The organism is Streptomyces sp. NPDC052396, from assembly GCF_044593195.1.
In the GTDB taxonomy this organism is placed as follows: Bacteria; Actinomycetota; Actinomycetes; order Streptomycetales; family Streptomycetaceae; genus Streptomyces.
In genome coordinates, this window is sequence record NZ_JBIUAW010000001.1 from 617320 (window position 1) to 643225 (window position 25906).

26 protein-coding genes and 1 pseudogene are annotated in these 25906 nt (G+C 71.6%); 7 read left to right on the forward strand and 20 right to left on the reverse strand.

The genetic code is table 11. The annotated features are described in order from the left end of the window. Positions 1-149: 149 nt before the first annotated feature. Entirely contained in the window at positions 150-683 is a 534-nt protein-coding gene (locus ACIHFE_RS03050) for a winged helix-turn-helix domain-containing protein (RefSeq protein WP_400103954.1), read from the reverse strand. A gap of 341 nt (positions 684-1024) precedes the next feature. Further along, positions 1025-1393, reverse strand: a complete 369-nt coding sequence (locus ACIHFE_RS03055; protein ID WP_400103956.1) for an arsenate reductase family protein — start codon at positions 1391-1393, stop codon at positions 1025-1027. Positions 1394-1512: 119 nt separating this feature from the next. On the opposite strand from ACIHFE_RS03055, the gene ACIHFE_RS03060 reads away from it, so the two are divergent. Then, positions 1513-1776, forward strand: a complete 264-nt coding sequence (locus ACIHFE_RS03060) for a hypothetical protein (protein WP_400103958.1) — start codon at positions 1513-1515, stop codon at positions 1774-1776. A gap of 58 nt (positions 1777-1834) precedes the next feature. Here ACIHFE_RS03060 and ACIHFE_RS03065 read toward each other — a convergent pair whose 3' ends face one another. The 3 genes from ACIHFE_RS03065 to ACIHFE_RS03075 all read right to left on the reverse strand — a co-directional run bounded on the left by ACIHFE_RS03065 (position 1835) and on the right by ACIHFE_RS03075 (position 3561). Beyond that, positions 1835-2029 (reverse strand): hypothetical protein, encoded by a 195-nt coding sequence (locus tag ACIHFE_RS03065; protein WP_400103960.1) that lies wholly within the window; start codon positions 2027-2029, stop codon positions 1835-1837. Positions 2030-2032: 3 nt separating this feature from the next. Beyond that, positions 2033-2431 (reverse strand): carboxymuconolactone decarboxylase family protein, encoded by a 399-nt coding sequence (locus tag ACIHFE_RS03070; RefSeq protein ID WP_400103962.1) that lies wholly within the window; start codon positions 2429-2431, stop codon positions 2033-2035. Positions 2432-2616: 185 nt separating this feature from the next. Next, complete coding sequence (locus tag ACIHFE_RS03075) at positions 2617-3561, reverse strand: hypothetical protein (RefSeq protein WP_400103964.1); 945 nt, start codon at positions 3559-3561, stop codon at positions 2617-2619. Between the two features lie 132 nt (positions 3562-3693). Between ACIHFE_RS03075 and ACIHFE_RS03080 the strand changes: the two genes are divergently transcribed. Together ACIHFE_RS03080 and ACIHFE_RS03085 are read left to right on the forward strand one after the other, a co-directional pair. Beyond that, positions 3694-4311 (forward strand): RNA polymerase sigma factor, encoded by a 618-nt coding sequence (locus ACIHFE_RS03080; protein WP_400103966.1) that lies wholly within the window; start codon positions 3694-3696, stop codon positions 4309-4311. Then, positions 4308-5378 carry a CU044_5270 family protein gene (locus tag ACIHFE_RS03085; protein ID WP_400103968.1) on the forward strand — a complete coding sequence of 357 codons (1071 nt, stop codon included), beginning with the start codon at positions 4308-4310 and terminating at the stop codon, positions 5376-5378. The genes ACIHFE_RS03080 and ACIHFE_RS03085 overlap by 4 nt, the downstream gene beginning before the upstream one ends. Positions 5379-5391: 13 nt before the next feature. Here ACIHFE_RS03085 and ACIHFE_RS03090 read toward each other — a convergent pair. The 4 genes and pseudogenes from ACIHFE_RS03090 to glnA all read right to left on the reverse strand — a co-directional run. After that, positions 5392-5463, reverse strand: a pseudogene (locus tag ACIHFE_RS03090) (RraA family protein); the annotation flags it as partial. An 88-nt stretch (positions 5464-5551) separates the two neighbouring features. Further along, positions 5552-6733 (reverse strand): hypothetical protein, encoded by a 1182-nt coding sequence (locus tag ACIHFE_RS03095; protein WP_400103970.1) that lies wholly within the window; start codon positions 6731-6733, stop codon positions 5552-5554. 25 nt (positions 6734-6758) lie between these two features. Then, a complete protein-coding gene (locus ACIHFE_RS03100) occupies positions 6759-7901 on the reverse strand; it encodes an SPFH domain-containing protein (RefSeq protein WP_400103972.1) in 1143 nt (380 codons plus the stop codon). A gap of 256 nt (positions 7902-8157) precedes the next feature. Beyond that, on the reverse strand, positions 8158-9567 hold the full coding sequence (glnA, locus tag ACIHFE_RS03105) for a type I glutamate--ammonia ligase (RefSeq protein WP_400103974.1): 1410 nt from the start codon (positions 9565-9567) through the stop codon (positions 8158-8160). A gap of 197 nt (positions 9568-9764) precedes the next feature. Here glnA and ACIHFE_RS03110 point away from each other — a divergent pair, with 197 nt between their 5' ends. Then, complete coding sequence (locus ACIHFE_RS03110; protein WP_400103976.1) at positions 9765-10232, forward strand: RDD family protein; 468 nt, start codon at positions 9765-9767, stop codon at positions 10230-10232. Positions 10233-10308: 76 nt separating this feature from the next. Here ACIHFE_RS03110 and ACIHFE_RS03115 read toward each other — a convergent pair whose 3' ends face one another. The 4 genes from ACIHFE_RS03115 to lipB form a co-directional block, all read right to left on the reverse strand. Beyond that, positions 10309-10992 (reverse strand): DUF4191 domain-containing protein, encoded by a 684-nt coding sequence (locus tag ACIHFE_RS03115; RefSeq protein WP_400103978.1) that lies wholly within the window; start codon positions 10990-10992, stop codon positions 10309-10311. Between the two features lie 10 nt (positions 10993-11002). Next, positions 11003-11263 (reverse strand): hypothetical protein, encoded by a 261-nt coding sequence (locus tag ACIHFE_RS03120; RefSeq protein ID WP_400103979.1) that lies wholly within the window; start codon positions 11261-11263, stop codon positions 11003-11005. Between the two features lie 197 nt (positions 11264-11460). Beyond that, entirely contained in the window at positions 11461-12414 is a 954-nt protein-coding gene (lipA, locus tag ACIHFE_RS03125) for a lipoyl synthase (RefSeq protein WP_400103981.1), read from the reverse strand. A gap of 109 nt (positions 12415-12523) precedes the next feature. After that, positions 12524-13306, reverse strand: a complete 783-nt coding sequence (lipB, locus tag ACIHFE_RS03130; protein WP_400103983.1) for a lipoyl(octanoyl) transferase LipB — start codon at positions 13304-13306, stop codon at positions 12524-12526. Between the two features lie 235 nt (positions 13307-13541). Between lipB and ACIHFE_RS03135 the strand changes: the two genes are divergently transcribed. Beyond that, the gene (locus ACIHFE_RS03135) at positions 13542-14993 is read left to right on the forward strand and encodes a regulator (protein ID WP_400103985.1); all 1452 of its coding nucleotides are present in this window, start codon (positions 13542-13544) and stop codon (positions 14991-14993) included. A gap of 152 nt (positions 14994-15145) precedes the next feature. Here ACIHFE_RS03135 and ACIHFE_RS03140 read toward each other — a convergent pair whose 3' ends face one another. After that, entirely contained in the window at positions 15146-16429 is a 1284-nt protein-coding gene (locus ACIHFE_RS03140) for an NAD(P)/FAD-dependent oxidoreductase (RefSeq protein WP_400103987.1), read from the reverse strand. A 233-nt stretch (positions 16430-16662) separates the two neighbouring features. Between ACIHFE_RS03140 and ACIHFE_RS03145 the strand changes: the two genes are divergently transcribed. Then, positions 16663-17154 (forward strand): GNAT family N-acetyltransferase, encoded by a 492-nt coding sequence (locus ACIHFE_RS03145; protein ID WP_400103990.1) that lies wholly within the window; start codon positions 16663-16665, stop codon positions 17152-17154. Positions 17155-17191: 37 nt separating this feature from the next. Here the strand turns inward: ACIHFE_RS03145 and ACIHFE_RS03150 are convergent, their stop codons facing one another. Continuing rightward, on the reverse strand, positions 17192-17710 hold the full coding sequence (locus ACIHFE_RS03150; RefSeq protein WP_400104400.1) for a DUF4240 domain-containing protein: 519 nt from the start codon (positions 17708-17710) through the stop codon (positions 17192-17194). A 124-nt stretch (positions 17711-17834) separates the two neighbouring features. Between ACIHFE_RS03150 and ACIHFE_RS03155 the strand changes: the two genes are divergently transcribed. Beyond that, positions 17835-18758, forward strand: a complete 924-nt coding sequence (locus ACIHFE_RS03155; RefSeq protein WP_400103992.1) for an SDR family oxidoreductase — start codon at positions 17835-17837, stop codon at positions 18756-18758. 78 nt (positions 18759-18836) lie between these two features. On the opposite strand, the gene ACIHFE_RS03160 is transcribed toward ACIHFE_RS03155, so the two are convergent. The 5 genes from ACIHFE_RS03160 to ACIHFE_RS03180 form a co-directional block, all read right to left on the reverse strand. Then, a complete protein-coding gene (locus ACIHFE_RS03160; RefSeq protein ID WP_400103994.1) occupies positions 18837-19811 on the reverse strand; it encodes a helix-turn-helix transcriptional regulator in 975 nt (324 codons plus the stop codon). Between the two features lie 226 nt (positions 19812-20037). Beyond that, entirely contained in the window at positions 20038-20661 is a 624-nt protein-coding gene (locus tag ACIHFE_RS03165; RefSeq protein ID WP_400103996.1) for a GntR family transcriptional regulator, read from the reverse strand. 155 nt (positions 20662-20816) lie between these two features. Beyond that, entirely contained in the window at positions 20817-22511 is a 1695-nt protein-coding gene (sucB, locus tag ACIHFE_RS03170; protein WP_400103998.1) for a 2-oxoglutarate dehydrogenase, E2 component, dihydrolipoamide succinyltransferase, read from the reverse strand. A gap of 48 nt (positions 22512-22559) precedes the next feature. Continuing rightward, positions 22560-23948 (reverse strand): dihydrolipoyl dehydrogenase, encoded by a 1389-nt coding sequence (gene lpdA / locus ACIHFE_RS03175; RefSeq protein WP_400104000.1) that lies wholly within the window; start codon positions 23946-23948, stop codon positions 22560-22562. Positions 23949-24229: 281 nt separating this feature from the next. Beyond that, on the reverse strand, positions 24230-25753 hold the full coding sequence (locus ACIHFE_RS03180; protein ID WP_400104002.1) for a leucyl aminopeptidase: 1524 nt from the start codon (positions 25751-25753) through the stop codon (positions 24230-24232). Positions 25754-25906: the final 153 nt, after the last annotated feature.

Below are 25906 nucleotides of genomic sequence, written 5' to 3' on the forward strand. Positions count from 1 at the left end.
GGATCCTCTTCACGGAGCCCTCCCCAAACCATGCCGGAGGGCCCGTGCCCCCCGTTTCCCGGAACACCAGTGTGCGTGATCTTGGCTGGAGGGTCACGGGGTGCAGCCCCAGGGTGCGGGTGTACCCAGCGACACCCCTGGGGCGGCGGTCAGGAGGCGGCCGGCGGGGTGTACTTGTAGCCGACCCGCCGCACGGTGACGATCGAGGAGCGGTGCTCCGGTCCCATCTTGCGGCGCAGCCGGGCCACATGGACGTCCACGGTGCGGCCGTCGCCCACATGGCCATAGCCCCAGACCGTGGTGACCAGCTGGTCGCGGGTGTGCACCCGGTTGGGGTGGGCCACCAGATGGGCAAGCAGCTCGAACTCCAGATAGGTCAGGTCCAGCAGCCGCCCGGCCACCCTGGCGATGCGCTGCTCGGGGTCGATGCTCACCAGGGCGTCCCCCCGGCCGGCGGGCTCGGGGACGGACTGCTCGGCCGGCACCAGCACCAGGTAGCCGACCATCGGCGGCCGGCCGGGCAGGGCGGGGACGGAGTGCTGCGGGGCGGGCAGCCAGGTGGCCCCGGGGTGCAGCAGCTCGGCGACCGGGGGGACCTCGCCGGGGGAGACCGCTCGCAGCCGGTGCCGGTGGGCGGCACGGTCGGCGGGCGCAACGGTCGGCAGGGTGCGGAGGTTCGTCATGGAGAGCTCAGCTCTTTCGCGCGGGAGGCCGTCGAGAAGACGTGCTGGCGCGGGCCGTTGGCCGGTAATCCGTACCGGCGGCTGACTTCGACGGGGGTCAGCGAGAGGAGTGGGCCTGCGCGAGGGACGCGCGACAACACACTCGGTCGAAGTCATGATGCTGGCGGGAAGGCCAGAAGGGCTCGAGGTCGCTGTGACCCTTCGCGGAGTTCTGGAGGCTGGCCATGCCCCCTATTGAAACATGCGGCCCGGCCCGGCAGCAGCCCCCTGAACTGTTGATACGGAACCTTGGCGGGACCGGCGGGACCCGTCGCCGGCCCCGGCCCTAGGACGAGTGGTGATCAACTACGCGACCGGGACATCGCCTCCCGCACCGCCTCCTCGGAGCGCCCCACCACCGCCGAGCCGTCGTCGGCGGTGATGATCGGGCGCTGGATCAGCTTGGGGTGCTCGGCCAGGGCCTGGACCCAGCGGTCCCGCTCGCCCGCCTCGCGGGGCCAGTCCTTCAGGCCCAGCTCCTTGGCCGCCGCCTCCTGGGTGCGGGTGATGTCCCAGGGCTCCAGGCCCAGGCGGTCGAGCACGGCGCGGATCTCCTCCGCGCTCGGCACCTCGTCCAGGTAGCGGCGGACGGTGTAGTCCGCGCCCTCGGCGTCCAGCAGGGACAGTGCGCTCCGGCACTTGGAACAGGCCGGGTTGATCCAGATCTCCATGCCCGCAACGGTACCGCGCACCTCCGCCAAATACCGTCTGAGCTGGGGCGATTGTCAGTGCTCCGCAGTAAAATGGGGGGAGTTGAGCAAGCGTGCACCACCGCGTCTGGAGGATGCCGATGGCTGTGGCAGCAATACCCCTGCCGAACCTGCCGACCCTTCCCACCCTGCCCAAGAAGCGCATGCCCGCCGGGCAGCCGCGTGACTGGTACGAGTCGCACAACCGGCGGCTCAAGGCCATGCGGCTGGCCATCGCCCTGCTGCACTCCGGCGTCTACACCCCCGACCGGGCCACCGACCGGCGGATACGGCTGGTCGCCGAGCAGATCGGGGTGCACCGGCCGTCCGAGACCACCTGCCGGCTGGTGCGGTCGCTGATCTGACCGTTCCGCCGCCCGGGCCGTGCACCGTGTGCGTACCGCGGTACGCGCGGTGTACGGCCTAGGCGGGCGGCGCCAGGTCGCGTACCCGACGGTCGTAGACCTCCAGCAGCCGGCGCAGCTGTGCCAGGGACTCCTCCGGTACGTCCTCGGGCGCCGTCTGCGCGACATAGCGGGCGGCGGCGATCAGGGCCGCCAGCTCATAGGTGTGGAAGGTGGCCCGGAACACCGCCGGACGCACCCGCTCCAGCTCCATGGGTCAACTCGCCTGCGCCCGCACATAGTCGGTGACCTGTGCCAGCTCGGCGGCGAAGTTCTCGTAGTCCTCCTGCATGCCGTTGATGTAGGCGCTCCAGCCGAGGCTGGCCTTGGCGTAGTGGACGGCCTCCTGGATCTCCTCGTCGGTGGCACCGAAGAGCCGGGCGGCCTCGGTGTGGAACAGGCTGCAGTACCTGCACTTGGTCTCGGCGTGCAGGCCGACGCCGATCAGCTCCTTGTACTTGTTGGGGATCAGCGTCTCGCCCAGCTCCAGCTTCTTGAAGATCTCCCACTCGGGGCCGAGCAGCTCGGTGGGGATGTGGGAGAAGAAGTGCGGCACCAGGCCCAGGGTCTGCTTGATGTCGGCCTCGATCTCGCCGCGGTTGACGGTGGCGGCCATGACGGCTCCCTCCTGCGGGGCGCCGCGGAGGGCGCCCGCGGCGCCGGCCTCTGCTTCCAGGCAACCACGGGGGTGGAGGGGAGGCCAGGGGCGCCGGTACCGTGCCCGTGCCCGGGTACGGGGCCTGGGGTCGGCCCCCAACGGCTCCGCGCCCGCCCGCACCCGGTCCTGCCCTTACCGGCGGATCACTTGCCCCGGCCGGCGCCGTCGAAGCCGTAGGTGGCCGTGGCACCGGCGCGTACCGCGATGCGGTCGGCGGTGGAGCGGTGCGAGGGCGTCCCAGGGGTCCAGTAGGTGAGGTCCCAGGTGCCGCGTCCGGGCGTCACCAGGAAATCGGTGGTGCCCGGGACCGGCAGCCGCCGCGAGGCGCCGATGGTCGGGCCGGTGCTGGGCTGCACATCGACGGAGGCCATCCCGTCGGTGCCCGGCCGGGCACCGCCCCGGACCCGCAAGGTGGCCAGGTCCTTGGCGGCGGGGTGCCGGGTGAGTCCGGTCAGGGCGCGGGTGCCGGTGATGGTGTACCCGAGCGCGTAGGTCGAGCGGTCGGTCGTCCAGTACGCGTCGTACCACTGCTTCACCGATCCGGGCTCGGTGGCGGGGCCCTGGTGGGCGACGCGCAGATTGGGCCGGCCGGTGAGCCGGTTGACGACCCGGGTGGTGCCGCCATGGGTGACCTGGACGAACATCGCGCCCTGGAGGAAGCCCGCGGAGCGGTCCGGCGGCCGTACGTCGACCGGGGCGGTGGTCCGCGCGTCGACGGTGACGGTGGTGTCATGGTCGAGGTCGAGGCGCGGCCGGACCACCCAGTCCGTGCCGTCCGCGGCACTGCGGCCGGTCAGATAACTGTCCAGCAGATAGCGGCCCTTGGGCAGGCGCACGGTGGTGGTCCCCGAGGCGTCGTACGGTGTGGCCGACCGGTTGGCACCCGGCCCGGAGATCCCGGTCACGCTGGTCGCGTAGGACCCCGTCGGGTGCCCGGCGCGGTCGAGGTGCCGGATGGTGAGGGTGTAGGTGGCGGGCCCGGCGGCCTGAGCCGCGGGCAGCCCCGCGGGCAGCGCGCCGCCGGCCAGGGCGGCCAGGAGCGTCAGGGTCCGGAGGGTGTTCCGGCGGGGTGCGGAGGAAATGTTCATGATCTGCACTGCGCCGCCGGGCGCCGGAGTTCCCGTGAGCCAGGTCACATCCGGGGCGGGCGGGGGCGGCATGTGGCCCACATCACCGGAACCCATGTGCCGGAAGTGGCAGAGCGGAGTGTGGATTCACTGATGAGGGAGCGCTTCCGCCGCGGGGACCGCGACGCCCTGGGGGAGCTGTACGACGAGCACGCCCAGGTGCTGTACCGCTATGCGCTGCGGGTGACGGGCGACTGGGCGGAGGCCGAGGACGTCGTGTCGGCGACCTTCCTGGAGGCGTGGCGCGGCCGGGAGAAGGTACGGCCCGACGGGGCCGGGCTGCGCCCCTGGCTGCTGGGCATCGCCACCAATGTGATGCGCCGCGCCGCCCGGGCGCGCCGGCGCCGCGAGTTCGCGCTCGCCCGCGTTCCGGAGCGCGGTTCGGTTCCCGACTTCGCCGATGACCTTGTCGCCCACCTCACGGACACCGAGCAACTGCGCGCCGCGCATGCCGCGCTGGGCCGGCTGCGCCGCCGCGACCGGGAGGTCTTCACCCTGGTGGTGTGGGCGGGCCTGGACTACGCGGCGGCGGCCGAGGCGCTGGGCGTGCCGGTCGGCACGGTCCGTTCCCGGCTGTCCCGTGCCCGGGCCCGGCTGCGCGAGCTCGCCGACGCCGAGGCGCGGGCCGCCCGCTCGCGGCCCGCCGGCCGCACTCCGGTTCCGGGCCGCGTCCCCGTGGCCAAGCCGTCGACCCAGGAGAACAACGGATGAACACCACCCCGCGGCGCCGTCCGTTCCGCCGGCCCGAGGACGCCGAACTGCCCGGCCTCGCCGAGCTGTTGCCGCCTCCATCGGTGCCCGGCCTGGAGCCCGGGCGTGAACGGCTGCTCAGGGAAGCGCTGTTGCGTGAGGCCGCGCGCCCCGAAGCGGCCATCGCGCGCCCCCGCCGGCCGCTGCTGCGGCTCGCGGTGCCCATCGCCGTCTGCACCCTGGTGGCCGGCGGGCTCGTGGTGGTGAACCTCGCGGACTCGCCCCGTCATGACCGCGGCACGGCCGTCACGGACGGCGGCTCCCCCGGCGTGCCCGAAACGGCACGGCTCCTGGACCACATCGCGCTCGCCGCCGCCAGGGCGCCCCAACCGGCCGTCCGCGCCGACCAGTTCGTATACGTCGAGAGCCAGGTCGCCTACGCCGCGGGCAGCGCCGCCGGAGGCTCCGCGACCGTGCCCCCGGCCCACCTGCGGCAGGTGTGGCTGTCCGCCGACGGCAGCCGTCCCGGCCTGCTGCGCGAGGCGGGCGGGCCGGACACCCCGCTCGGCGCCGACGCGCCCGTCTACCTCCTCGACGGTCCCGGGGCGACCCCCCGGCCGGCCGGCCCGGGAGCGAAGGCCCCGTCGGCCGGCAACCCGACCCACACCTATGTCGCGTCCCTGCCCACCGACCCCGACGCCCTGCTGCGGCTGATCCGGGAACAGACCCGCGGCCGGGGCCAGGACCCGGACCAGCAGGTCTTCACCACGATCGGCGACCTGCTCGCCGAGACCTGGGCACCGCCGAAGGTCAGCGCCGCCCTCTACCGGGCCGCCGCGAAGATCCCCGGGGTCACCGTGATCCGCACGGCCGTCGACGCCGCCGGGCGCGAGGGTATCGCCGTCGCCCGTACGGCACACGGGCAGCAGACCCAATGGATCTTCAACCGGACCACCTACGCCTTCCTCGGCGAACGCACGGTGCTCACCGAGCCGGGTCCGGCGGGCCCGGCCGGGACAGTGGCCGGCTCCTCGGCGATCCTGGCCAGGGCCGCGGCGGACCGGGCGGGGGAGGTGCCGGGGCGGTGACGGGCGGTGCGGTCAGATTGCCGCCCGGCGGACACTGGACGGTGAACGCCGGCCCGGCGACGCGCGGGACCGGTGTCCAGAGTGGGCCGGTCACGCGTGTTGACGTGCCCCCGGCTGCCCCCGGCCCGCAAGCCGGGAGCACGTCAACCGACGGTTAACCGGCGGTGGCGCCCTCAGTGGTGGTGGTGCCGGCCCAGTACGACCGCGAGCGTCACCAGCACCGCCACCAGGGCGACCGCGAACGCGATCTTCCAGGGGCTGTAGGGGCGGTCACCGGTGATCTCGCCCGTCTCGGCGTTCACCATGACCTGCCACTGCTTGCCGTTGTAGACATACGATACGAACCACACCGGCAGCAGCAGCAACTTGTATGTCACCGCCCCGTAGTTGGTGTTGACCGCGTGCACCCGCTGCCGGTCACCGCCGATGTCCTTCTTGACGTCCTTCTCGATGACCTTGGCCATCTTCTGCTGGGCGCACTGGAAACCCGCCTCCGGCTCGACGTCGTACCGCAGAGTCCGGAATCCGGCCAGATACGCCTCCTGGTACGGCACCGCCTGCTTCAGCGGCCAGGGCTCCAGCGCCTCCAGCCGGTCGGCCGGGACATGCCCGGCACCGGGGACGAGGACGTCGTCGAAGAACCGCTGGACCGTGCCCTGGACCGGGCGCCAGCGGACCTTGGTCTCCTTGTTGTCGCCGCTCCCGACGGTGTACTCCTGGCCGCGCTCGCCGCTGTACGAGGACGCGGTCGCGGCGTCGTACGTCCAGTGCGGCACATACGTCCCATGCAGGGACTCCGCCGAGTTCACCTTCTTCAGGCTGTTCGGCGCGAACCAGCGGGAGCGGGCCCACTTGCGCAGGTTGTCGTGCACATCCTGCTTGTCCACCCGGAACGGGACCAGGCCCTCGGGCACGATCCGGTCGGCGGCGGCCGAGGCGACCATGGGGGTGGCGCAGAACTGGCAGCGCCCGGAGAGGGCGTTGGTCTCGTTGGACGCGCCGCAGCCGGGGCACCGCAGAACCTGCCCGCCGGCCGCCCGGGGTTTGGCCGGCAGCGTCGCCAGCTCCTCCCACGCGTGCTCACGTACCTCGCGGTTGACGGGGGCGATGGGCTGCTCGAAGCGGCAGTGGGGGCAGCGGAGGGAGTTGGTGCCGGGGGCGTACTCGGCGGTGGATCCGCAGGAGGGGCAGGCGTAGGACTGCTGCGGGGCGGGTTCCTGTGGCTGCTGTTGCTGGTACTGCTGCTGCTGGTACGGCTGTTGTTGGTAAGGCTGCTGATAGGGCGGCTGCTGGTAAGGCTGATAGGGCTGCTGCGGCTGCGGCTGCTGATACGGCTGCTGTGGCTGATAGTTCATGGGGTCACAGGATCCTGGCGGTCGTTCACGCCTGCGGCGGCAGCGGTGGTGGAGTGGCACGGAGGTGCTGGGCGAGCTCGGGAATCTGCTCCAGCGGCTGCCAGGCCGCCATGCCCTCCCGCCAGGCGAGCATGCCGGGCCGTACCGCTCCGGAGCGGATGTGTCCGGTGAACGTCGCCTGGTCGTAGGGACCCTGCTGCTGTCCGTCCACGGCCACGTACCACTGGTACTGCTGCTGACCGGGCAGCGGCGGCGGAACGGCCGCACCGCCGGGTGCCGGGGCGGCGGGCGGGTAAGGCTGCTGGGGCGTGAACGCCTGCTGGGGCATGAACGCCTGCGCCATCTGCTGGCCGGCGGCCATGCCGAGCCCCAGGCCGACGCCTTCCCCGGCGCCGCCGGGGTTGTTCGCCGCGTCCCGGACCGCGTCCGCCGCCTGCATGCGGGCGTAGTTGTCGACGTTCCCGATGATGCCCATCCGGCTGCGGGCGTCGATGGCCTGCTCGACCTCGGGCGGCAGCGAGATGTTCTCGATGACGAACTTCGGGATCGAGATACCGTGCGACGCCGCCAGTTCCTCGGTCAGCGCCTTGCCCAGCTGGTCGCCCAGCTCGGTCTGGCGCGCGGCGAGGTCGAGCACGGGAATGCCCGAACTGCCCAGCAGCGCGCCGAGCCGCCCGACTATCAGCTGCCGCAGGTAGTCCTCGACCTCTTCGGTACGGAACTGCGGGTCGGTGCCGGCGAGTTCGGTGAGCAGCCTGGCGGGGTCGGTGACCCGCGCCGCATACCCGCCGAACGCCCGCAGCCGCACCATGCCGAACTCGGGGTCGCGCAGCGTGACCGGGTTCTGGGTGCCCCACTTCATGTCCGTGAACTGCCGGGTGGTGATGAAGTAGACCTCTGCCTTGAACGGCGCGTGGAAGCCGTACTTCCAGCCCTGCAGGGTCGACAGGATCGGCAGGTTCCCGGTCTGCAGCTCGTACATGCCCGGCACAAAGACATCGGCGATCCGGCCCATGTTGACGAAAACGGCAACCTGCGACTCGCGCACGATGAGCTTGGCGCCCATCTTGATCTCGTTCTCGTAGCGCGGATAGCGCCAGACGATGGTGTCCCGGCTGTCGTCGGTCCATTCGATGATGTCGATGAACTCGCCGCGTAGACGGTCCATGAAGCTCATGCAATTCCCCCGTGGTGCCTGTTGTGGTGCGTGTCGTCGTTGATACGTCCACGTCATCGTAGGGGTGGGCGGGGGCCGGGGCGGCCTCGGGTTCTGGCCGGGTGGATGCGCCGGCGCGCACTCCTTGGAGGACGCCGTACCGACGGCACGATCATCATGCGGGTTACTTACGGGAGACCGAGTCACAACGCCGACGGGCTGCCGGCCACTCCATGAGTGACCGGCAGCCCGTCGGACGACCGTCGACTTAGATGTCGAAATACAGCTCGAACTCGTGCGGGTGCGGCCGCAGCTGCATCGGCGCGATCTCGTTGGTGCGCTTGTAGTCGATCCAGGTCTCGATCAGGTCGGCGGTGAAGACGCCGCCGGCCTGCAGGTACTCGTTGTCCGCCTCCAGGGCCTCCAGGACCGCGGGGAGGGAGGTCGGGACCTGGGGGACGCCGGCGTGCTCCTCGGGGGCGAGCTCGTAGAGGTCCTTGTCGATGGGCTCGGCGGGCTCGATCTTGTTCTTGACGCCGTCCAGGCCGGCCAGCAGGAGGGCCGAGAACGCCAGGTAGGGGTTGGAGGACGGGTCCGGGGCGCGGAACTCCACGCGCTTGGCCTTGGGGTTGGCGCCGGTGATCGGGATGCGCATGGCGGCCGAGCGGTTGCGCTGCGAGTAGACCAGGTTGACCGGGGCCTCGAAGCCGGGGACCAGGCGGTGGTAGGAGTTCACCGTGGGGTTGGTGAAGGCCAGCAGCGAGGGGGCGTGCTTGAGGATGCCGCCGATGTAGTAGCGGGCGGTGTCGGAAAGGCCCGCGTAGCCCTGCTCGTCGTAGAAGAGGGGCTCGCCGCCGCTCCACAGGGACTGGTGGACGTGCATGCCGGAGCCGTTGTCACCGAAGATCGGCTTGGGCATGAAGGTGGCGGTCTTGCCGTTGCGCCAGGCGACGTTCTTCACGATGTACTTGAAGAGCATCAGGTCGTCGGCGGCCGCGAGCAGGGTGTTGAACTTGTAGTTGATCTCGGCCTGGCCGGCGGTGCCGACCTCGTGGTGCTGGCGCTCGACCTGCAGGCCGGCCTTGTTGAGCTCCAGGGAGATCTCGGCGCGCAGGTCGGCGAAGTGGTCGACCGGCGGGGCCGGGAAGTAACCGCCCTTGTAACGGACCTTGTAGCCGCGGTTGTTGACCTCGGAGCCGGTGTTCCAGGCGCCGGCCTCGGAGTCGATCTCGTAGATCGAGCGGTTGGCGGTGGTCTCGAAACGGACGTTGTCGAAGATGTAGAACTCGGCCTCGGGGCCGAAGAACGCGGTGTCCGCGATACCGGTGGAGGCCAGGTACGCCTCGGCCTTCTTGGCCACGTTCCGCGGGTCACGGCTGTACTGCTCGCCGGTGATCGGGTCGTGGATAAAGAAGTTGATGTTGAGGGTCTTGTCGCGGCGGAACGGGTCCACGCGGGCCGTGGAGAGGTCGGCGCGCAGGGCCATGTCGGACTCGTGGATGGCCTGGAAGCCACGGATCGACGAGCCGTCGAAGGCCAGCTCCTCCGTCGGGTCGAACGCCTCCGCCGGCACGGTGAAGTGCTGCATGACGCCCGGCAGGTCGCAGAACCGTACATCGACGAACTTGACGTCCTCGTCCGCGATGAACTTCTTCGCGTCGTCGGCGTTCTGGAACATCCAACCCTCCTAGCCCGGCCACCATCGGTCGGGGATTGCTTCGGTGGTGCTGCGGCCGACCCTAGAGAGAGCGGATTTCCCGGGCATGACCCATTTGTTTCGACGAGGTTAAGCGAGCCGTGGCCGGAATGTGGTCAGGACAGCGGGCGGGCGACCCGGCAGCGGGGAAGCGTATGCGGTCGCAGTACCGTTGTCGGGTGGACAAAAGGCAAGCAATCGGTTCGTGGCTCTCCGGCCCCCGCGCGGCCGCGGAGCAGATGGGCGTCGAGTTCGGCTACCGGGGCGAGCGCCTGGGACTGCCGGAGAGCGGACCGGGCTCCGTCGCCCCGCTCGGCCGGCGGTTCGGGGCGATTTTCATCGACTGGGCCCTGTGCCTGCTGATCGCCTTCGGGCTGTTCGCCGGCGGCAATATGCAACGGGCCAGCAACTGGGCCCTGTTGATCTTCCTGGTGCTCAGCCTGCTGACCGTGGGCACGGTCGGCTGTACGCCCGGCAAGCGACTGCTGGGCCTGCGGGTGGTCAGCGAGACCGGCGGCCGGCTGCCGTTCCCCCGGGCGGTGCTGCGCAGTGTGCTGCTGGCCCTGGGCCTTCCGGCGCTGATCTGGGACCGGGACTCGCGGGGGCTGCACGACCGGCTCTCCCGGGCGGTCCAGGTACGCGGCTGAGGGACGATGGTGCGTATGGGGGAGGGGCGGGACCGCTGAACGGTCCCGCCCCTCCTTTGGCTCGTTGGTTCCGCGCTCAGCGGCCCTTGGGCATCCGCATGCCCTTGCCGGGCAGCGGCCCCTTGGGAATCGGCATATTGCTCATCAGGTCGCCCAGCGCGCGCAGCCGGTCGTTGACCGTGGTGACCTGCGGCCCGGGCAGCACCCGGGGCAGCTTGAGCAGGGTGGTGCGCAGCTTCTTCAGCGGCACCTGGCCCTCGCCGTCACCCACCACGATGTCGTGCACGGGCACATCCGCGACGATGCGCGCCATCCGCTTCTTCTCGGCGGCCAGCAGGCCCTTGACCCGGTTGGGGTTGCCCTCGCCGACCAGCACGATGCCGGCCTTGCCGACGGCTCGGTGCACCACGTCCTGGTTGCGGTTCATGGCCACCGCGGGGGTGGTCGTCCAGCCGCGGCCGACGTTCTCCAGCACCGCGGCGGCGGCTCCCGGCTGGCCCTCCATCTGCCCGAAGGCAGCTCGCTCGGCTCGTCGCCCGAAGACGATCGCCATCGCGAGGAAGGCCAGCAGGAAGCCCAGAATGCCCAGGTAGATCGGGTGATCGATCCAGAAGCCGATGGCGAGAAGGACACCGAAGGTGACAATGCCCACAGCCGCGACGACAAGACCGACCTTGGAATCGACCTTCTTGGTCATCCTGTAGGTCAGGGCGATCTGCTTCAGTCGCCCGGGGTTCTCGGATGTTTCCTTCCTCGCCATAAAGCGAAGTTTACGTGGCCTGCGGGCCCGGGGCCGCCGCGGCCTCCAGCAGGTGCTGCGCCTCCCGGCGGTCCCGGGCGCGGCGGCGGTCCTCCAGTACGGCCGTCCAGGCGTTGCGGCGGGCGGTGCGCTGGCCCCGGCGCATCAGCAGCTCTTCGAGGGCACGCAGCGCCCCGGCGACCGTGGGCGGCCGCACGAAGAGGGTGGAAGGCAGTGCGGACGGAGCGCGGGTGGCTGTCGCCGTTGTCGGGTCGCCGGGCGCGGCCTGCATGTCGGTGTCCCCTCGGAAGCGGAAAGAGCGGATGCGGAGAGAGGTGGGGGAGCGCTCAGTGCTGCGGTGCGTGCTTCCATCGTTACCGAACGGTGTTACCAATGGATGACCTGTTGGTCAAACACTATGAAATGTTGACGCGGCCCCCGCCGGTGGCGAGGGCCGCGTCAAGGGCATTTATGGACTTCCGAACGGGATCAGACCGTGGCCTGGCCGCGCTTCTCGACCGCCTGCTGGAAGAGGCGGCCGGCCCGGTAGGAGGAGCGGACCAGCGGGCCGGACATCACTCCGGCGTAGCCGATCTCCTCGGCCTCCTCCTTGAGCTCCACGAACTCCTGCGGCTTGACCCAGCGCTCCACCGGGTGGTGGCGCACGGAGGGGCGCAGGTACTGGGTGATGGTGATCAGCTCACAGCCCGCGTCATGCAGGTCCTGCAGCGCCTCGCTGATCTCCTCACGGGTCTCGCCCATGCCCAGGATCAGGTTGGACTTGGTGACCAGGCCGAACTCACGGGCCTTGGTGATCACCTCAAGCGAGCGCTCGTAGCGGAAGCCGGGGCGGATGCGCTTGAAGATCCGGGGGACGGTCTCCACATTGTGGGCGAAGACCTCGGGGCGGGACTCGAAGACCTCGGTGAGCAGCTCGGGCACCGCGTTGAAGTCGGGGGCTAGCAGCTCGACCTTGGTGTGGCCGCCCTCGCGGCCGGCGGTCTGCCGGTGGATCTGGCGCACGGTCTCGGCGTACAGCCAGGCGCCGCCGTCCGCCAGGTCGTCGCGGGCGACGCCGGTGATGGTGGCGTAGTTGAGGTCCATGGTGACCACGGACTCACCCACCCGGCGCGGCTCGTCGCGGTCCAGGGCCTGGGGCTTGCCGGTGTCGATCTGGCAGAAGTCGCAGCGCCGGGTGCACTGGTCGCCGCCGATGAGGAAGGTGGCCTCGCGGTCCTCCCAGCACTCATAGATGTTGGGGCAGCCCGCCTCCTGGCACACCGTGTGGAGGCCCTCGCGCTTCACCAGGCCATGGAGCTCCCGGTACTCCGGGCCCATCTTCGCGCGGGTCTTGATCCACTCGGGCTTGCGCTCGATGGGGGTCTGGCTGTTGCGGACCTCCAAGCGCAGCATCTTGCGTCCGTCGGGTGCGACAGCAGACACTCCGGCTCCCTATGGCTTCGATTCGTCGGCGGACACCAGGGTACGCCCGTTTGTTCGTACGTCTTGCGCTGAGGGAACCTGTGAGGTGCCGGGCGCATTCCCGTGCGGATCAGACCGCCCGGGGGAGCGGCTCCGCGGACTCCAGGACCGCCCGCAGGTGCTTCTCCAGCAGCGGCGCCACCTCGTGGACGGTCACCTCGCGGCCCAGCTCACTGGAGAGCGAGGTCACACCGGCGTCCCGGATGCCGCAGGGCACGATGCGGTCGAACCAGGTGTTGTCCGGGTTGCAGTTGAGGGCGAAGCCATGCATGGAGACGCCCTTGGCGATACGGATGCCGATCGCGGCCAGCTTGCGGTCCTCGCGGCGCTGGCCCGCGTTGGAGGGCGCGTACTCAGGGCCGTTGAGGCGGGGGTCGAACTCCTCGTCGGCGAGCCGGGGGTCGAAGTCCAGGTCGAGACCGGGGATGGCGGGGCGCTGGTCCAGCGGGTCGCCGAGCACCCACACTCCGCTGCGGCCCTCCACCCGGGTGGTCTCCACGCCCAGCTCGGCACAGGCGCGGATCAGGGCTTCCTCCAGGCGCCGGACATGCGCGATCACATCCACCGGGCGGGGCAGCTTGAGGATGGGGTAGCCCACCAGCTGGCCGGGGCCATGCCAGGTGATCTTGCCGCCGCGGTCGACATCGACCACCGGGGTCCCATCCAGGGGGCGCTCGCTGTCCTCCGTGCGCCGCCCCGCGGTGTAGACCGCCGGGTGCTCCAGCAGCAGACAGGTGTCCGGAATCTCATCGGCGAAGCGAGCGGCGTGCACCCTTCGCTGCTCCTGCCAGGCCTCCTGGTACTCGACGGCGTCCGCCCCGAAGCCCAGGTGGACAAAGCGCAGCTCACTCACGGCAGCTCCTCTTCGAACCTTCTCGAACCCTGCCACTGTACGGCGGCGGTCCCAAAGCGCTGCGGGCGCGTCCGTCGCAAGATCGGCTGCTGGCGGTTTCCGTGCCTATTTGATCTGTCTTTGATCTGTCCTCACACGATCGGATGAATGCGGGGCGAAGGCGGCGATCGGGGCGTTGGCGACCGCTAAATTCACGCCGTTCCCAGAATGGCGATCAGGGAGACCGGGCAGGTTGATGACGGAACGACCCCCACAGCGCATTCCCAACCGCCAGCTCGCCGCGCTTATCGCGGAGGCCGGCTTCTCCAACGCGGGGCTCGCACGTCGCGTCGATCAATTAGGGCTGGAGCACGGCCTCGACCTGCGCTACGACAAGACCTCGGTCACCCGCTGGCTGCGTGGCCAGCAACCGCGCGGCACCACACCGGCGCTGATCGCGGAAGTCTTCACCCGGCGGCTGGGGCGGCGGCTGTCCGCCCAGGACCTCGGTCTGGACGCCTGCGCACCGGTGTACGCCGGGCTGGAATTCGCCGCCTCGCCGGCCGAGGCCATTGACATCGTCAGCGGGCTGTGGCGCAAGGACTCCGGCAGCCACACCGAGCTCCGGAAGATCGCCTTCACCCCGGCCGGGCTGGTGGTGCCCAGCCGGGACTGGCTGATCGGACGGGCGGACGACCGGGTGGCGCGCAATGCCACACCGGCGCCGGGCACCCCCGGCGCCGCGCCGCCCGGCCCGGCGGCGGTCCGGGGCACGGTGCCGCGGCAGCGGGCGGACCGCTCGCCCGGCGGGCGGGTCACGATGGGGGACATCGCGGCCCTGCGCTCGGTCGGCGAGCTCTTCCGCACCCTGGACCACGCCTATGGCGGCGGGCACGCCCGCCAGGCCCTGGTGCGCTACCTGGAGCACGAGGCCGAACCGATGCTGCGCGGCACCTATGGGGAGACCACCGGGCGGCGGCTGTTCGGCGCCGCGGCGGACCTCACCCGGCTGGCCGGCTGGACGTCCTATGACATCGCCGCGCACGGCCTGGCCCAGCGCTACTACGTACAGGCGCTACGGCTGGCCCAGGCCGCCGGGGACCGGGCCTATGGCAGCTATGTCCTGGTGACCATGAGCCGGCAGGCGGTCTATCTGGGGCACGGCCGGGAGGCGGTGCAACTGGCCCGGGTCGCCCAGCAGGGTGTGGGCTCCGGGGCCCCGCCGGTGGTGCAGTCACTGCTGCACGCGGTGGAGGCACGCGGGCACGCGGTGCTGGGCGAGGTACGGGCCTGTTCCGCCTCGCTGGCCCGGGCCGAGCGGGCGCTGGAGGCCGCGCGGCCGGGCGACGAGGTGCCGTACTGGATCCGCAGCTATGACGAGGCGCAGCTGGCCGACGAGTTCGGGCACTGCCACCGGGATCTCCAGCAGTGGCGCGCGGCGGCCCAGCACGCCGAGCGCTCCCTGCAACTGCGCGGCCCCGCCTATGCGCGCAGCCGGCTGTTCTGCCGGGTGGTGCTGGGCTGTGCCCGGCTGGGGCTGGGCGAGCTGGAGCAGGCCTGCGCCCTGGGGGCGGAGGCGGCCGCGGCGGCCTCGGAGATGCGCTCGGTACGGGCCGTGGAGTACGTCCGCGACTTCGAGCGGCGGCTGGAGCCGTACCGGGACGCGGCGGCGGTGCGGGCGTATCGGGAGAAGGTGGCGGCGCTTTAGGGGAGGGGGCGGCTTGGCCGCCTCCTCCGCCTGCCGGGCGGGGCCCGGGGGTTCTTGGGCGGGTGGGTGCTTGTCGGCTGCGGGTCGGCTGTGGCTGGTCGCGCAGTTCCCCGCGCCCCTGAGGGGGCGCCCCCCCTTGCGGGGCGCTCGGGTCAGGCCGCGCGGAGGGTCGGTGCCCCGTATCCCGGGCGGATGCCCAGGTCCCGCAGCAGGGCGTGGGCCGCCCGGCGGCCGGAGAACAGCGCGCCCTGGACCGTGCTGGTGTCCCGGTGGTCGCCGCAGACATAGAGGCCGGACAGCAGCCGTACCGGCCGGCGGGCGTCATGGGGTGCGGGCATGGCCGGAACCGCGTCCGGGTCGTGGTGCCCGGCCAGCAGCTCGAAGTCGCCGGGGGACAGGTCGTAGACCCGGGCCAGCTGGGCCCGGGCCGCCCGGTCCAGCTCGGTGAGCGGGGTTCCGGCGGCCGTTCCCAGGACGGTGGAGGTCACCAGGGTCCGTCCGGCGGGGGCCCGTGCGGGGTCCACCTCGCTGGCGACGGTGGTGTGGGCCACCGGCCCGCCCCGGCCGGCGGTCAGGATCAGCGAGGCGTCCCGGCCCGGCGGGGCGGCGGTGGTGTGGTGCAGCACGGTCACCGGGTGGAAGCCCGGCAGCCGCAGTCCGGGCAGCAGTTCGGCGGCGGCCCGGGCACCGGTGGCGATGACCACCGAGCGGCAGCGGAACTCACCGTGCTCCGCGGTGCTCACCGAGGTGGTGCAGGCCGAGGTGGCCTGGACGCCGGTGCGCACCGTCTCCGGCGGCAGCAGCGTCGCCAGCAGCGCGGGCAGGGTGGCCGCGCCGCCCGCCGGCACACACAGCCGGCCGCGGGCGAAGCCGCGCAGCACCAGGTCGGCGCAGCGGCTGGAGGTGGTGAGGTCCGGGTCGGAGAGCAGCGAGGCGAGCAGCGGGCGCAGAAAGCCGTCCACGGTGCGGGCGGGCAGCCCCCGGCCGGCCAGGGTGGCCGCGGTGGGCCGGTCCGGGCGGGCCAGCATCCGCTCCACCGGCTGGGCGGCCAGCCGGGCCAGCGCGGTGCTCAGCCGGGCCTGGTCCAGGCCGGTGGTGCGGGAGCGGGCCAGCGCCCGGGCGGTGCTGAAGGCCCGCTTGGCACCGCCGATGCGGTGGTTGCGGCCGTCCGCGTGCACCAGCACCCCGGGGATGAACGGACGCAGCGTCAGGCCGCCCAGGCCGGGGGCGCGCAGCAGGTCCGGGTAGGAGGTGTTGAGCAGTTGGCCGGAGCGGTCCAGGCGGAAACCGTCCACCTGGTCCGTGGCCATGCGGCCGCCCGGCTGCGGGGCGGCCTCCAGAACCGTGACGGTGACGCCGGCGCTGGTGAGCTGATGCGCCGCGGAGAGGCCGGCCAGCCCGGCTCCCACAATGACGACATCGGCGTGGTGTGCCACGTGCCCTCCCGGGGTCGGTCCGCTCGCTCGGGGGCCTGATGCCCTCAACCGGCGGGGGCGATGCGCGAGTTCGCCTCGACCGTAGAGAGAAATCCGGTCAATAACAGTCGCGCACCAGAAGAGCACGGTCGCATGGTGGTCGCACGGCGGAGCTCAAGGAGCGCCGTGCGTACGGCGCATGCGGCGCGGAGATCTTCGTTGCGGGGCCGGGCCCCGCCGGAAACACTGGCCGCATGACACAACTGACGGTCAGGACAGCCGCATTGGCGGACGAGGGCGCGCTGGCCGAGATGGACCGGCGGTGCTGGTCCCCGCTGCATGCGGTGGGGCCCCGGCCGGTGGCGCCCCACCCGCCGTTCTTCAGCGAGCGCAACCCGCCCGAGGAGCTGCTGGTCGGGGAGGTGGCGGGGGTTGTCGCGGGGTATGTGCGGTTCGCCCGTCCGGTACCGGTGCCCAGCAATGCCCATGTGCGGCAGATCCAGGGGCTGTTGGTGGATGAACGGTTCCGGGGCAGGGGAGTGGCGCGCGCGTTGCTCAGGGCGGTGGTGGCGGAGTCGCGGCGGCAGGGCGCGCGGCGGCTCACGCTCCGGGTACTGGGCGGCAATACGGCCGCCCGGCGGCTCTATGAGTCGGAGGGCTTCGTCCAGGAGGGGCTGCTGCCGGGGGAGTTCTGCCTGGACGGGGCGTATGTGGACGATGTGCTGATGGGGCGGCGGCTGCTGTAGTCCCTTCCTTGGCCCCTTCTCCGGTCCGTTCCCCGGCTCATTCCCTGAACCGGTCCCAGAGGGCGGGCAGGCGCTCGGCGAGCGCGGCGTCGTCCTCCAGGTCGATGGGGGTGCCCAGTGGCTCCGGCGGTGGGGAGGGCAGGCCCAGATCCGGGGTTTCGACGCCGGTGAGCTGCTCATAGGCCTCGTCGGCCGCGTATCCCAGGTCCTCACCGTCGCCGTCGACCTCCTCGTCGAAGTCCTCCAGGAGTTCCGCCAGGTTGTCCGGATCGTGTACCGCGCCCTCGAAAACCTCCCGGCCCTGGGCGATCAGCCAGCAGCGGAAGCAGTCGAAGACATCGTCACTGGCACCGTTGAGCAGGACGGCGGCCGCCGCCCAGAGGTCCCAGAGGTAGGCGCGGTTGTAGCGCGCCTCGAAGTGCCGGGCGAAGTCCAGCACGCCGTCCGGATCGAGTTGGATGAGCCTCTCGACCAGCAGGTCCGCCTGCTCCTCGGCATCGCCTTCGGCGGCCTCGCGGGTGCTGTCGATCAGTTCCCAGAACTCCGTCTCGTCCATCACGCCAACAGCATCCGTCCTGGGGGCGGTGGCCGCACGCGGAGGGGGTGGGAAGTCGGCCTTCCGGAACCTCTCCCGGAATACCCGACAGGAGATGTCCGGTATCGATGACAGCGTGCGCCGCATGAACTCAAGCGAACAGTTGTTGCGGGGAAAGGTGGCGCTCGTCGCGGGCGCCACCCGGGGCGCGGGCCGGGCCATGGCGGTGGAGCTGGGCCGGGCCGGGGCGGTGGTGTACGCGACCGGGCGCACCACCCGGGAGCGGCGCAGCGAGGTCGGCCGCCCGGAGACCATCGAGGAGACGGCCGAACTGGTGACGGCGACGGGCGGCACGGGGATCGCGGTGCCGGTGGACCACCTGGAGCCGGAGCAGGTGGCGGCGCTGGTGGAGCGTATCGACCGGGAGCAGGGACGGCTGGATGTGCTGGTCAATGATGTCTGGGGCGGCGACCATCTGCTGAAGTTCGGGCAGCGGGCGTGGGAGGGCGAGCTGCGCGACGGCCTGCGGATGCTCCGGCTGGCCATCGACGCGCACGCCATCACCAGCCACTACGCCCTGCCGCTGCTGATCCGGCGGCCGGGCGGGCTGGTGGTGGAGATCACCGATGGCACGGAGGAGTTCAACACCGCGTACTACCGGGAGATGTTCTTCTTCGACCTGGCCAAGTCCGGCCCGCTCCGGATGGCCTGGAGCCTGGCCCATGAGCTGCGGCAGTACGGCGGGACGGCCGTCTGCCTCAGCCCGGGCTTCCTGCGGTCCGAGGAGATGCTGGAGCACTTCGGGGTGACGGAGGAGACCTGGCGGGACGCGGTGGCCAAGGAACCGCACTTCGCCATCGCGGAGTCGCCGGCGTTCATCGGCCGGGCGGTGGTGGCATTGGCCTCGGATCCGGAACGGCAGCGCTGGAGCGGGAAGTCGGTCTTCAGCGGGGACCTCGCCAAGGTCTATGGCTTCACGGACGTGGATGGGTCGCGGCCGGATGTGGGCGGGTACTTCGTGGATGTCGTCCACGGTGGGAAGCGGGCTTCGGCGGCGGACTACCGGTAGTCCGCCGCCGGGCGGGGCGCCCCGGTCGCGTTTCGGCTGCGGGTCGTCCGGGGCTGGTCGCGCAGTTCCCCGCGCCCCTTACGGGGCGTCCCCGTACAGCTCCGCGCCGCGGGCCGCCGCCTCGGCGAAACGGGCACGGAGGGCGGGGGGATCGAGAACCTCCGCCTCGGGGCCCAGGGACAGGAGCTGTTCATAGGCCACGGCGAGGGACTCCACGGGCAGGGTAAGGGTGATCCGGCCCCGCTCGTCGGGGGCCTCCGCAGCGGATACCGCCTCCGCCGCGGCGGTGCGGTCCGTCACCTGGGGCAGGCGGCGGGCGCCGTCCGGGGTCAGGCGGAGCCGGACCCGTTCGCGGAGCAGGGAGCGGGTGAAGCGGACGGCGTGTTCCTCCCAGAAGGCGGCCAGGTCGAAGTCCTCGGTACGGCGGAAGCGTTCGCCGGAGGCGGCCACCGAGGTGAAGCGGTCCACCCGGTAGGTGCGGAAGGCGGCGTCCACCCGGGCGGCCAGGTACCAGACGCCCGCCTTGAGGACCAGGCCGTAGGGCTCCAGCCGGCGCTCCACCTCCTGGTCACGGCGGCGGTAGGCGGCGGTGAGGGCACGGTCGTCCCAGACGGCGTCGGCGATGGCGGGCAGCAGGGCGGGCGGTTCGGCGGGCTGCCACCAGCCGGGGGCGTCCAGGTGGAAGCGCTGGGCCGCACTGGCGGGAGCGTCGCCCAGTTCCGGCAGCAGGGCCGCGGAGACCTTGAGGCGGGCGGCGGAGGCGGCGTCGGCCAGTCCCATGTCACGCAGCGCGGTGGGCACGCCGGAGAGGAAGAGGGTCTCGGCCTCGGTGCGCCCCAGGCCGGTGAGCCGGGTGCGGTAGCCGCCGACCAGGCGGTAGCCGCCGGCGCGGCCGCGGTCGGCGTAGACCGGGATGCCGGCCTCGGAGAGGGCGAGGACGTCCCGGGCGACGGTGCGCTCGGAGACCTCCAGCTGCTGGGCCAGTTCGGCGCCCGTCAGGGACGACCGGGACTGGAGCAACAGCACCAGCTTGATCAGACGGGCCGCTCGCATCCCCCCATGATGGGGGCGGACGACAGGACTCCGTGCGCCGGCCAGGGCAACGGATGACGTACGGGCCCTGTCGTCGGTACCCCTGAGCCGCGCCTCGACACAGGACAGGGCGGTCGAATGCGGCTCCGGCGGAGACGATACGCCTCTGATCGATGATCGATCAATCCCGCGTAAAGATTTTCTGGCGGAGGGAACCGGCGAGAACCGGCGGAACCGGGGAAATTCCTCAGATGCGCGGGGCGCAGCCCAGGACATGGGTCTTGAGCAGCTCGCCGATGTCCGGGTCGCGCCGGCGGAAGGCGGCGACCAGCTGGGCGTGGTCCTCGGCCTGCAGCCAGGGTTCCGGGCTCAGCCAGCGGATGGAGAGGGTGGTCCAGACCTCGATGCCCAGCGACTCCCAGGTGTGCAGCAGCACGCTGTTGCCGGAGGCGCGGACGATCTCCCGGTGGAAGGCGACCGTGTGCCGCACCTGGGCCTCGCCGTCGGCGGTGCGGTCGGCCTCGCGCAGTGCCTCGACCTCGCGGTCCAGGGCGGTGGTGTCCTCGGCCAGGGCGCCGGCGGCCAGCTCGGCGGCCACCTGCTCCAGACCGGCCCGTACCGGGTAGCTCTCGCGCAGGTCGTCGGCGGTCAGCTCACGCACCCGGACGCCCTTGTTGGGCGCGGATTCGATCAGGCGCAGCGACTCCAGCTCGCGCAGCGCCTCGCGGACCGGCGTCTGGCTGACCAGGAGTTCGGCGGCGATCCGGCGCTCGACGATCCGCTCGCCCGGCTGCCAGCGGCCGCTGACGATCCCCTCCAGGATGTGCTCGCGGATCTGTTCGCGCAGCGAGTGGACGACGGGTGGTGACATGGGGCGCTCCTAGCGGGCGGATGTACGGGGCCATTATCCCGGCCCGGAAAACCGGCCAGGGAACGGGAAAACGACCAGGAAAAGGGCGCGGCCCCGGCTCGTAGCGAGTACGAAGCCGGGGCCGCGCCCTTGACCTGCGGGGATCGTCGCGAGGATCAGAGACCGATCTCGGTCTCGAACTCGGCGGCCTCCAGGATGGCCTTGACCGTGGTCAGGTAGCGGGCCGCGTCGGCACCGTCCACCAGGCGGTGGTCGTAGGACAGCGACAGGTAGGTCATGTCGCGGACACCGATGGTGGTGCCCTCCTCGGTCTCGATGACCACGGGGCGCTTGACGGTGGCGCCGATGCCCAGGATGGCGACCTGGTTCGGGGGCACGATCACCGTGTCGAACAGCGCACCGCGCGAGCCGGTGTTGCTGATGGTGAAGGTCGCGCCGGACATCTCGTCCGGGCTGATCTTGCCGGTGCGGACCTTGCCGGCCAGCTCCGCGGTCTTCTTGGCGACGCCCGCGATGTTGAGGTCACCCGCACCCTTGATGACCGGGGTCATCAGGCCCTTCTCGGAGTCGACGGCGATGCCGACGTTCTCCGAGTCGAAGTAGGTGATGGTGCCCTCGTCCTCGTTGATCCGGGCGTTGATGACCGGGTGGGCCTTCAGCGCCTGGACAGCGGCCTTGACGAAGAACGGCATCGGGGAAAGCTTGACGCCCTCGCGGGCGGCGAAGCTGTCCTTGGCCTTGGCGCGCATCCGCATGATCTTGGTGATGTCCACCTCGACCACGGAGGTCAGCTGAGCCTGGCCGTGCAGCGCCTTCATCATGTTGTCGGCGATGACCTTGCGCATCCGCGGCATCTTGACGGTCTGGCCGCGCAGCGGCGAGACCTCCAGCGCCGGGGCGGCCTTGGCGGCCGGAGCCGGGGCAGCGGCGGCGGCCGGGGCCGGCGCGGCCTTGGCGGCCTCGGCGGCGGCGATGACGTCCTGCTTGCGGATGCGGCCACCGACACCGGTGCCCTGGACAGAGGAGAGGCTCACACCGCTCTCGGCCGCCAGCTTGCGCACCAGCGGGGTGACATACGCGCCCTCGGCGGTGGCCACGGCGGCGGCCGGAGCCGGCGCCGGGGCGGGCGCGGGAGCCGGAGCAGCGGCCGGAGCCGGAGCCGGGGCCGGGGCGGCGGCGGGCGCCGGAGCGGCCGGGGCGGGAGCGGCGGCCGGAGCGGCACCGGCGGCACCGATCACGGCCAGCTTGGCGCCGACCTCGGCGGTCTCGTCCTCGCCGACCAGGATCTGCAGCAGGGTGCCGGAGACGGGGGCCGGGATCTCGGTGTCGACCTTGTCGGTGGAGACCTCGAGCAGCGGCTCGTCGGCCTCGACCGTCTCGCCGACCTCCTTCAGCCAGCGGGTGACGGTGCCCTCGGTGACCGACTCGCCCAGCGCGGGCAGCACAACGTCGGTGCCGGTGGCAGCGCCGGCCGGGGCCGGGGCGGCGGCGGGGGCCGGGGCGGCCGGAGCCTCGGCCACGGGGGCCGGGGCGGCGGCGGGGGCCTCGGCGACCGGGGCCGGGGCGGGGGCCTCGGCGGCGGCCGGGGCCGGGGCAGCGGCAGGGGCGCCGGTGCCGTCGTCGATGATGGCCAGCTCCGAGCCGACCTCGACCGTCTCGTCCTCGGCCACCTTGATGGAGGCGAGGATGCCGGACGCCGGGGCGGGGATCTCGGTGTCGACCTTGTCGGTGGAGACCTCGAGCAGCGGCTCGTCGGCCTCCACTCGCTCACCCTCGGCCTTGAGCCAGCGGGTGACGGTGCCCTCGGACACGCTCTCGCCGAGCGCCGGCAGGGTTACGGAAACCGCCATGGTGCGGTTGCTCCTTACGAGTAGTGCGGATGGTGATGCGCTCGGGACTCAGTCGTGCGAGTGCAGCGGCTTGCCGGCCAGGGCCAGGTGAGCCTCGCCCAGAGCCTCGTTCTGCGTCGGGTGCGCGTGGATGAGCTGCGCGACCTCGGCGGGCAGGGCTTCCCAGTTGTAGATCAGCTGGGCTTCGCCGACCTGCTCGCCCATGCGGTCGCCGACCATGTGGACGCCGACCACGGCACCGTCCCGCACCTGGACGAGCTTGATCTCGCCCGCGGTCTTCAGGATCTTGCTCTTGCCGTTGCCCGCGAGGTTGTACTTCAGAGCGACGATCTTGTCGGCGCCGTACAGCTCCTTGGCCTTGGCCTCGGTGAGACCGACCGAGGCGACCTCGGGGTGGCAGTACGTGACGCGCGGCACACCGTCGTAGTCGACCGGGACGGGCTTGAGCCCGGCCAGCCGCTCCGCCACCAGGATGCCCTCCGCGAAGCCGACGTGCGCGAGCTGAAGGGTCGGGACCAGGTCACCGACGGCCGAGATGGTCGGCACATTGGTCTGCATGTACTCGTCGACCAGGACATAGCCGCGGTCCATGGCGACCCCGGCCTCCTCGTAGCCCAGGCCCTGGGAGACCGGGCCACGGCCGACGGCGACGAGCAGCAGCTCGGCCTCGAAGGTCTTGCCGTTCTCCAGCGAGACCCGCACGCCCGCGTCGGTGTACTCCACACCGGAGAAGCGGGAGCCGAGCGAGAAGTTGATGCCGCGCTTGCGGAAGGCGCGCTCCAGCAGCTTGGAGCTGTTCTCGTCCTCGACCGGGACCAGGTGGGGCAGCGCCTCGACGATGGTGACGTCGGTGCCGAAGGACTTCCACGCGGAGGCGAACTCGACGCCGATGACGCCGCCGCCCAGCACGATCGCGGACTTGGGCACCCGGTCCAGGACCAGCGCGTGGTCCGAGGAGATGATCCGGTTGCCGTCGATGGTCAGACCCGGCAGCGACTTGGGCACCGAGCCCGTCGCCAGCAGGACGTGGCGGCCGGTGTAGCGCTGGCCGTTGACGTCCACCGAGGTGGGGGAGGACAGGCGGCCCTCGCCGGTCACATAGGTGACCTTGCGGGAGGCGACCAGGCCCTGCAGGCCCTTGTAGAGGCCGGAGATCACGTCGTCCTTGTACTTGTGGACGCCCGCGATGTCGATGCCCTCGAACGAGGTCTTGACACCGAACTGCTCGGCCTCGCGTGCCTGGTCGGCGATCTCGCCGGCGTGCAGCAGCGCCTTGGTGGGGATGCAGCCGCGGTGCAGGCAGGTGCCGCCCAGCTTGTCCTTCTCGATCAGGGCGACGTCAAGACCCAGCTGCGCGCCACGCAGGGCAGCGGCGTAACCGCCGCTACCGCCTCCGAGGATCACTAGGTCGAAAACGGTGCTGGCGTCGTTCGCCACGTCACGTCCTCCATGCATGGGTACGCCGTTGCCGGTCAGCGGTGACCGGGCGGCGGCTGTAGTTCGGCCGCTGTTTCTTCGGCCCTGTGCTTAACGGGGGCCCTGTCCTGCCGAGACAACATCTTCGCACTTGTTGACGGACGGCGGGACGCCGGGCCGGGCTGAGGGACGACTGATGCGTCACCTTCAAGGGGTTACTCGTGCGTACGTATGTGGGTTTTCGTCCATAGCGAACACGGCGCGGCCCCGGAGCATTCCGGGGCCGCGCCGTACGCGCGGACTCAGCCGAGGTCGCCGGCGGCGGTGAGCTCCGCCAGCCGGACGAGGGTACGGACACCGGAGCCGGTGCCGCCCTTGGGGGTGTAGCCGTAGGGGGCGCTCTCATGGAACGCGGGGCCCGCGATGTCCAGGTGCGCCCAGGTGATGCCCTCGCCCACGAACTCCTGGAGGAACAGGCCGGCCACCAGGCCGCCGCCCATCCGCTCACCCATGTTGGCGATGTCGGCCACCGGGGAGTCCATGCCCTTGCGCAGGTCGGCGGGGAGCGGCATGGGCCAGGACTGCTCGCCCACCTCCTCGGCGATCTCGTGCAGGGTGGTGCGGAAGGCGTCGTCGTTGGCCATCACCGCGAAGGTGCGGTTGCCCAGCGCCATCACCATGGCGCCGGTGAGGGTGGCCACATCGACGATGGCGTCGGGGTTCTCCTCCGAGGCGCGGGTGATCGCGTCGGCCAGCACCAGGCGGCCCTCGGCGTCGGTGTTGAGCACCTCCACCGTCTTGCCGCTGTACATCTTCAGCACATCGCCCGGACGGGTGGCGGTGCCGGAGGGCATGTTCTCCGCCAGGGCCAGCCAGCCGGTGACATTGACCTTCAGGCCCAGGCGGGCGGCGGCCACCACGGCGGCGAACACCGCGGCGGCGCCGCTCATGTCGCACTTCATGGTCTCGTTGTGGCCGGCCGGCTTGAGCGAGATGCCGCCGGAGTCATAGGTGATGCCCTTGCCCACCAGGGCCAGGGTCTTCTCCGCCTTGGGGTGGGTGTAGGCCATGCGCACCAGGCGCGGGCCGTTGGCGGAGCCCTGGCCGACGCCCATCAGGCCGCCGTAGCCGCCCTTGAGCAGCGCCTTGTCGTCCAGCACCTCGACCTTCAGGCCGTGCTCCTTGCCCGCCTGCTGGGCCAGGGTGGCGAAGGAGGCCGGGTAGAGGGCGTTGGAGGGGGTGTTGATCAGGTCGCGGGCCCGGTTCATCTCCTCGGCCACGGCCACGGCGCGCTCGGCGGCGGCCTTGAAGGCCTTGTCGCGCGGCTTGGCGCCCAGGATGGCGGCCTCGCCCAGCGGCTCGCCCTTGCCGGACTTGCCGTTGTTCTTCTCGCCCCGGAAGGCGGTGAAGGTGTACGCGCCGAGCAGGGCGCCCTCGCCGATGGCGGCGGCGGCCCCGGCGTCGGCCACCGGCAGCGCGAAGGCGGCCTTCTTGGCACCGGTCAGCGTCCGGGCGGCCACACCGGCGGCCCGGCGCAGCGCCTCCTCGGCGTACACCTCGCCCTTGGCGGGCACCTCGCCCAGGCCCACGGCCAGCACGACCGGCGCCTTGACGCCGGCCGGGGCGGGCAGCTTGGTGGCCTCACCCTCGTCGCCGCCGGCGCCGAGGGTCTCGAGGACGGCGGCCAGCTTGCCGTCAAACGCCTGGTCAACGGCTTCGGCGCCGGGGGCGACGACCGGGCCCTTGGGACCCTTGGCCACACCGATGACGACGGCATCGGCGCGCAGCGTCGCCGCGCTGGAGGTGCTGAGAGTGAGAGCAGTCACGGTGGTGGGTGTCCCTACTTCCGTTGTGGTGGCGTTTCTGAGACTGGGGTGCGCGAGCGGGGGCCGGTCCGGCCGCACTGAGCGCATCGTATGCGCCGTGAATTCGCTGGCGTCCTACCGGGCCACCGGGTAACCCGAGAGCCTATCCCCGGG

Bases quoted from the DNA above. Each gene is read 5' to 3' on its own strand.
- glnA (WP_400103974.1), bottom strand. From the start codon at position 9,567: ATGTTCCAGAACGCCGACGACGCGAAGAAGTTCATCGCGGACGAGGAC.
- ACIHFE_RS03160 (WP_400103994.1), bottom strand. From the start codon at position 19,811: ATGCGAGCGGCCCGTCTGATCAAGCTGGTGCTGTTGCTCCAGTCCCGG.
- ACIHFE_RS03115 (WP_400103978.1), bottom strand. From the start codon at position 10,992: ATGGCGAGGAAGGAAACATCCGAGAACCCCGGGCGACTGAAGCAGATC.
- ACIHFE_RS03155 (WP_400103992.1), top strand. From the start codon at position 17,835: ATGAACTCAAGCGAACAGTTGTTGCGGGGAAAGGTGGCGCTCGTCGCG.
- ACIHFE_RS03145 (WP_400103990.1), top strand. From the start codon at position 16,663: ATGACACAACTGACGGTCAGGACAGCCGCATTGGCGGACGAGGGCGCG.
- ACIHFE_RS03070 (WP_400103962.1), bottom strand. From the start codon at position 2,431: ATGGCCGCCACCGTCAACCGCGGCGAGATCGAGGCCGACATCAAGCAG.
- ACIHFE_RS03060 (WP_400103958.1), top strand. From the start codon at position 1,513: ATGGCTGTGGCAGCAATACCCCTGCCGAACCTGCCGACCCTTCCCACC.
- ACIHFE_RS03120 (WP_400103979.1), bottom strand. From the start codon at position 11,263: ATGCAGGCCGCGCCCGGCGACCCGACAACGGCGACAGCCACCCGCGCT.
- ACIHFE_RS03085 (WP_400103968.1), top strand. From the start codon at position 4,308: ATGAACACCACCCCGCGGCGCCGTCCGTTCCGCCGGCCCGAGGACGCC.
- ACIHFE_RS03135 (WP_400103985.1), top strand. From the start codon at position 13,542: ATGACGGAACGACCCCCACAGCGCATTCCCAACCGCCAGCTCGCCGCG.
- ACIHFE_RS03065 (WP_400103960.1), bottom strand. From the start codon at position 2,029: ATGGAGCTGGAGCGGGTGCGTCCGGCGGTGTTCCGGGCCACCTTCCAC.
- ACIHFE_RS03055 (WP_400103956.1), bottom strand. From the start codon at position 1,393: ATGGAGATCTGGATCAACCCGGCCTGTTCCAAGTGCCGGAGCGCACTG.
- ACIHFE_RS03080 (WP_400103966.1), top strand. From the start codon at position 3,694: ATGAGGGAGCGCTTCCGCCGCGGGGACCGCGACGCCCTGGGGGAGCTG.
- ACIHFE_RS03150 (WP_400104400.1), bottom strand. From the start codon at position 17,710: ATGGACGAGACGGAGTTCTGGGAACTGATCGACAGCACCCGCGAGGCC.
- ACIHFE_RS03165 (WP_400103996.1), bottom strand. From the start codon at position 20,661: ATGTCACCACCCGTCGTCCACTCGCTGCGCGAACAGATCCGCGAGCAC.
- ACIHFE_RS03100 (WP_400103972.1), bottom strand. From the start codon at position 7,901: ATGGACCGTCTACGCGGCGAGTTCATCGACATCATCGAATGGACCGAC.
- ACIHFE_RS03075 (WP_400103964.1), bottom strand. From the start codon at position 3,561: ATGAACATTTCCTCCGCACCCCGCCGGAACACCCTCCGGACCCTGACG.
- sucB (WP_400103998.1), bottom strand. From the start codon at position 22,511: ATGGCGGTTTCCGTAACCCTGCCGGCGCTCGGCGAGAGCGTGTCCGAG.
- ACIHFE_RS03095 (WP_400103970.1), bottom strand. From the start codon at position 6,733: ATGAACTATCAGCCACAGCAGCCGTATCAGCAGCCGCAGCCGCAGCAG.
- ACIHFE_RS03050 (WP_400103954.1), bottom strand. From the start codon at position 683: ATGACGAACCTCCGCACCCTGCCGACCGTTGCGCCCGCCGACCGTGCC.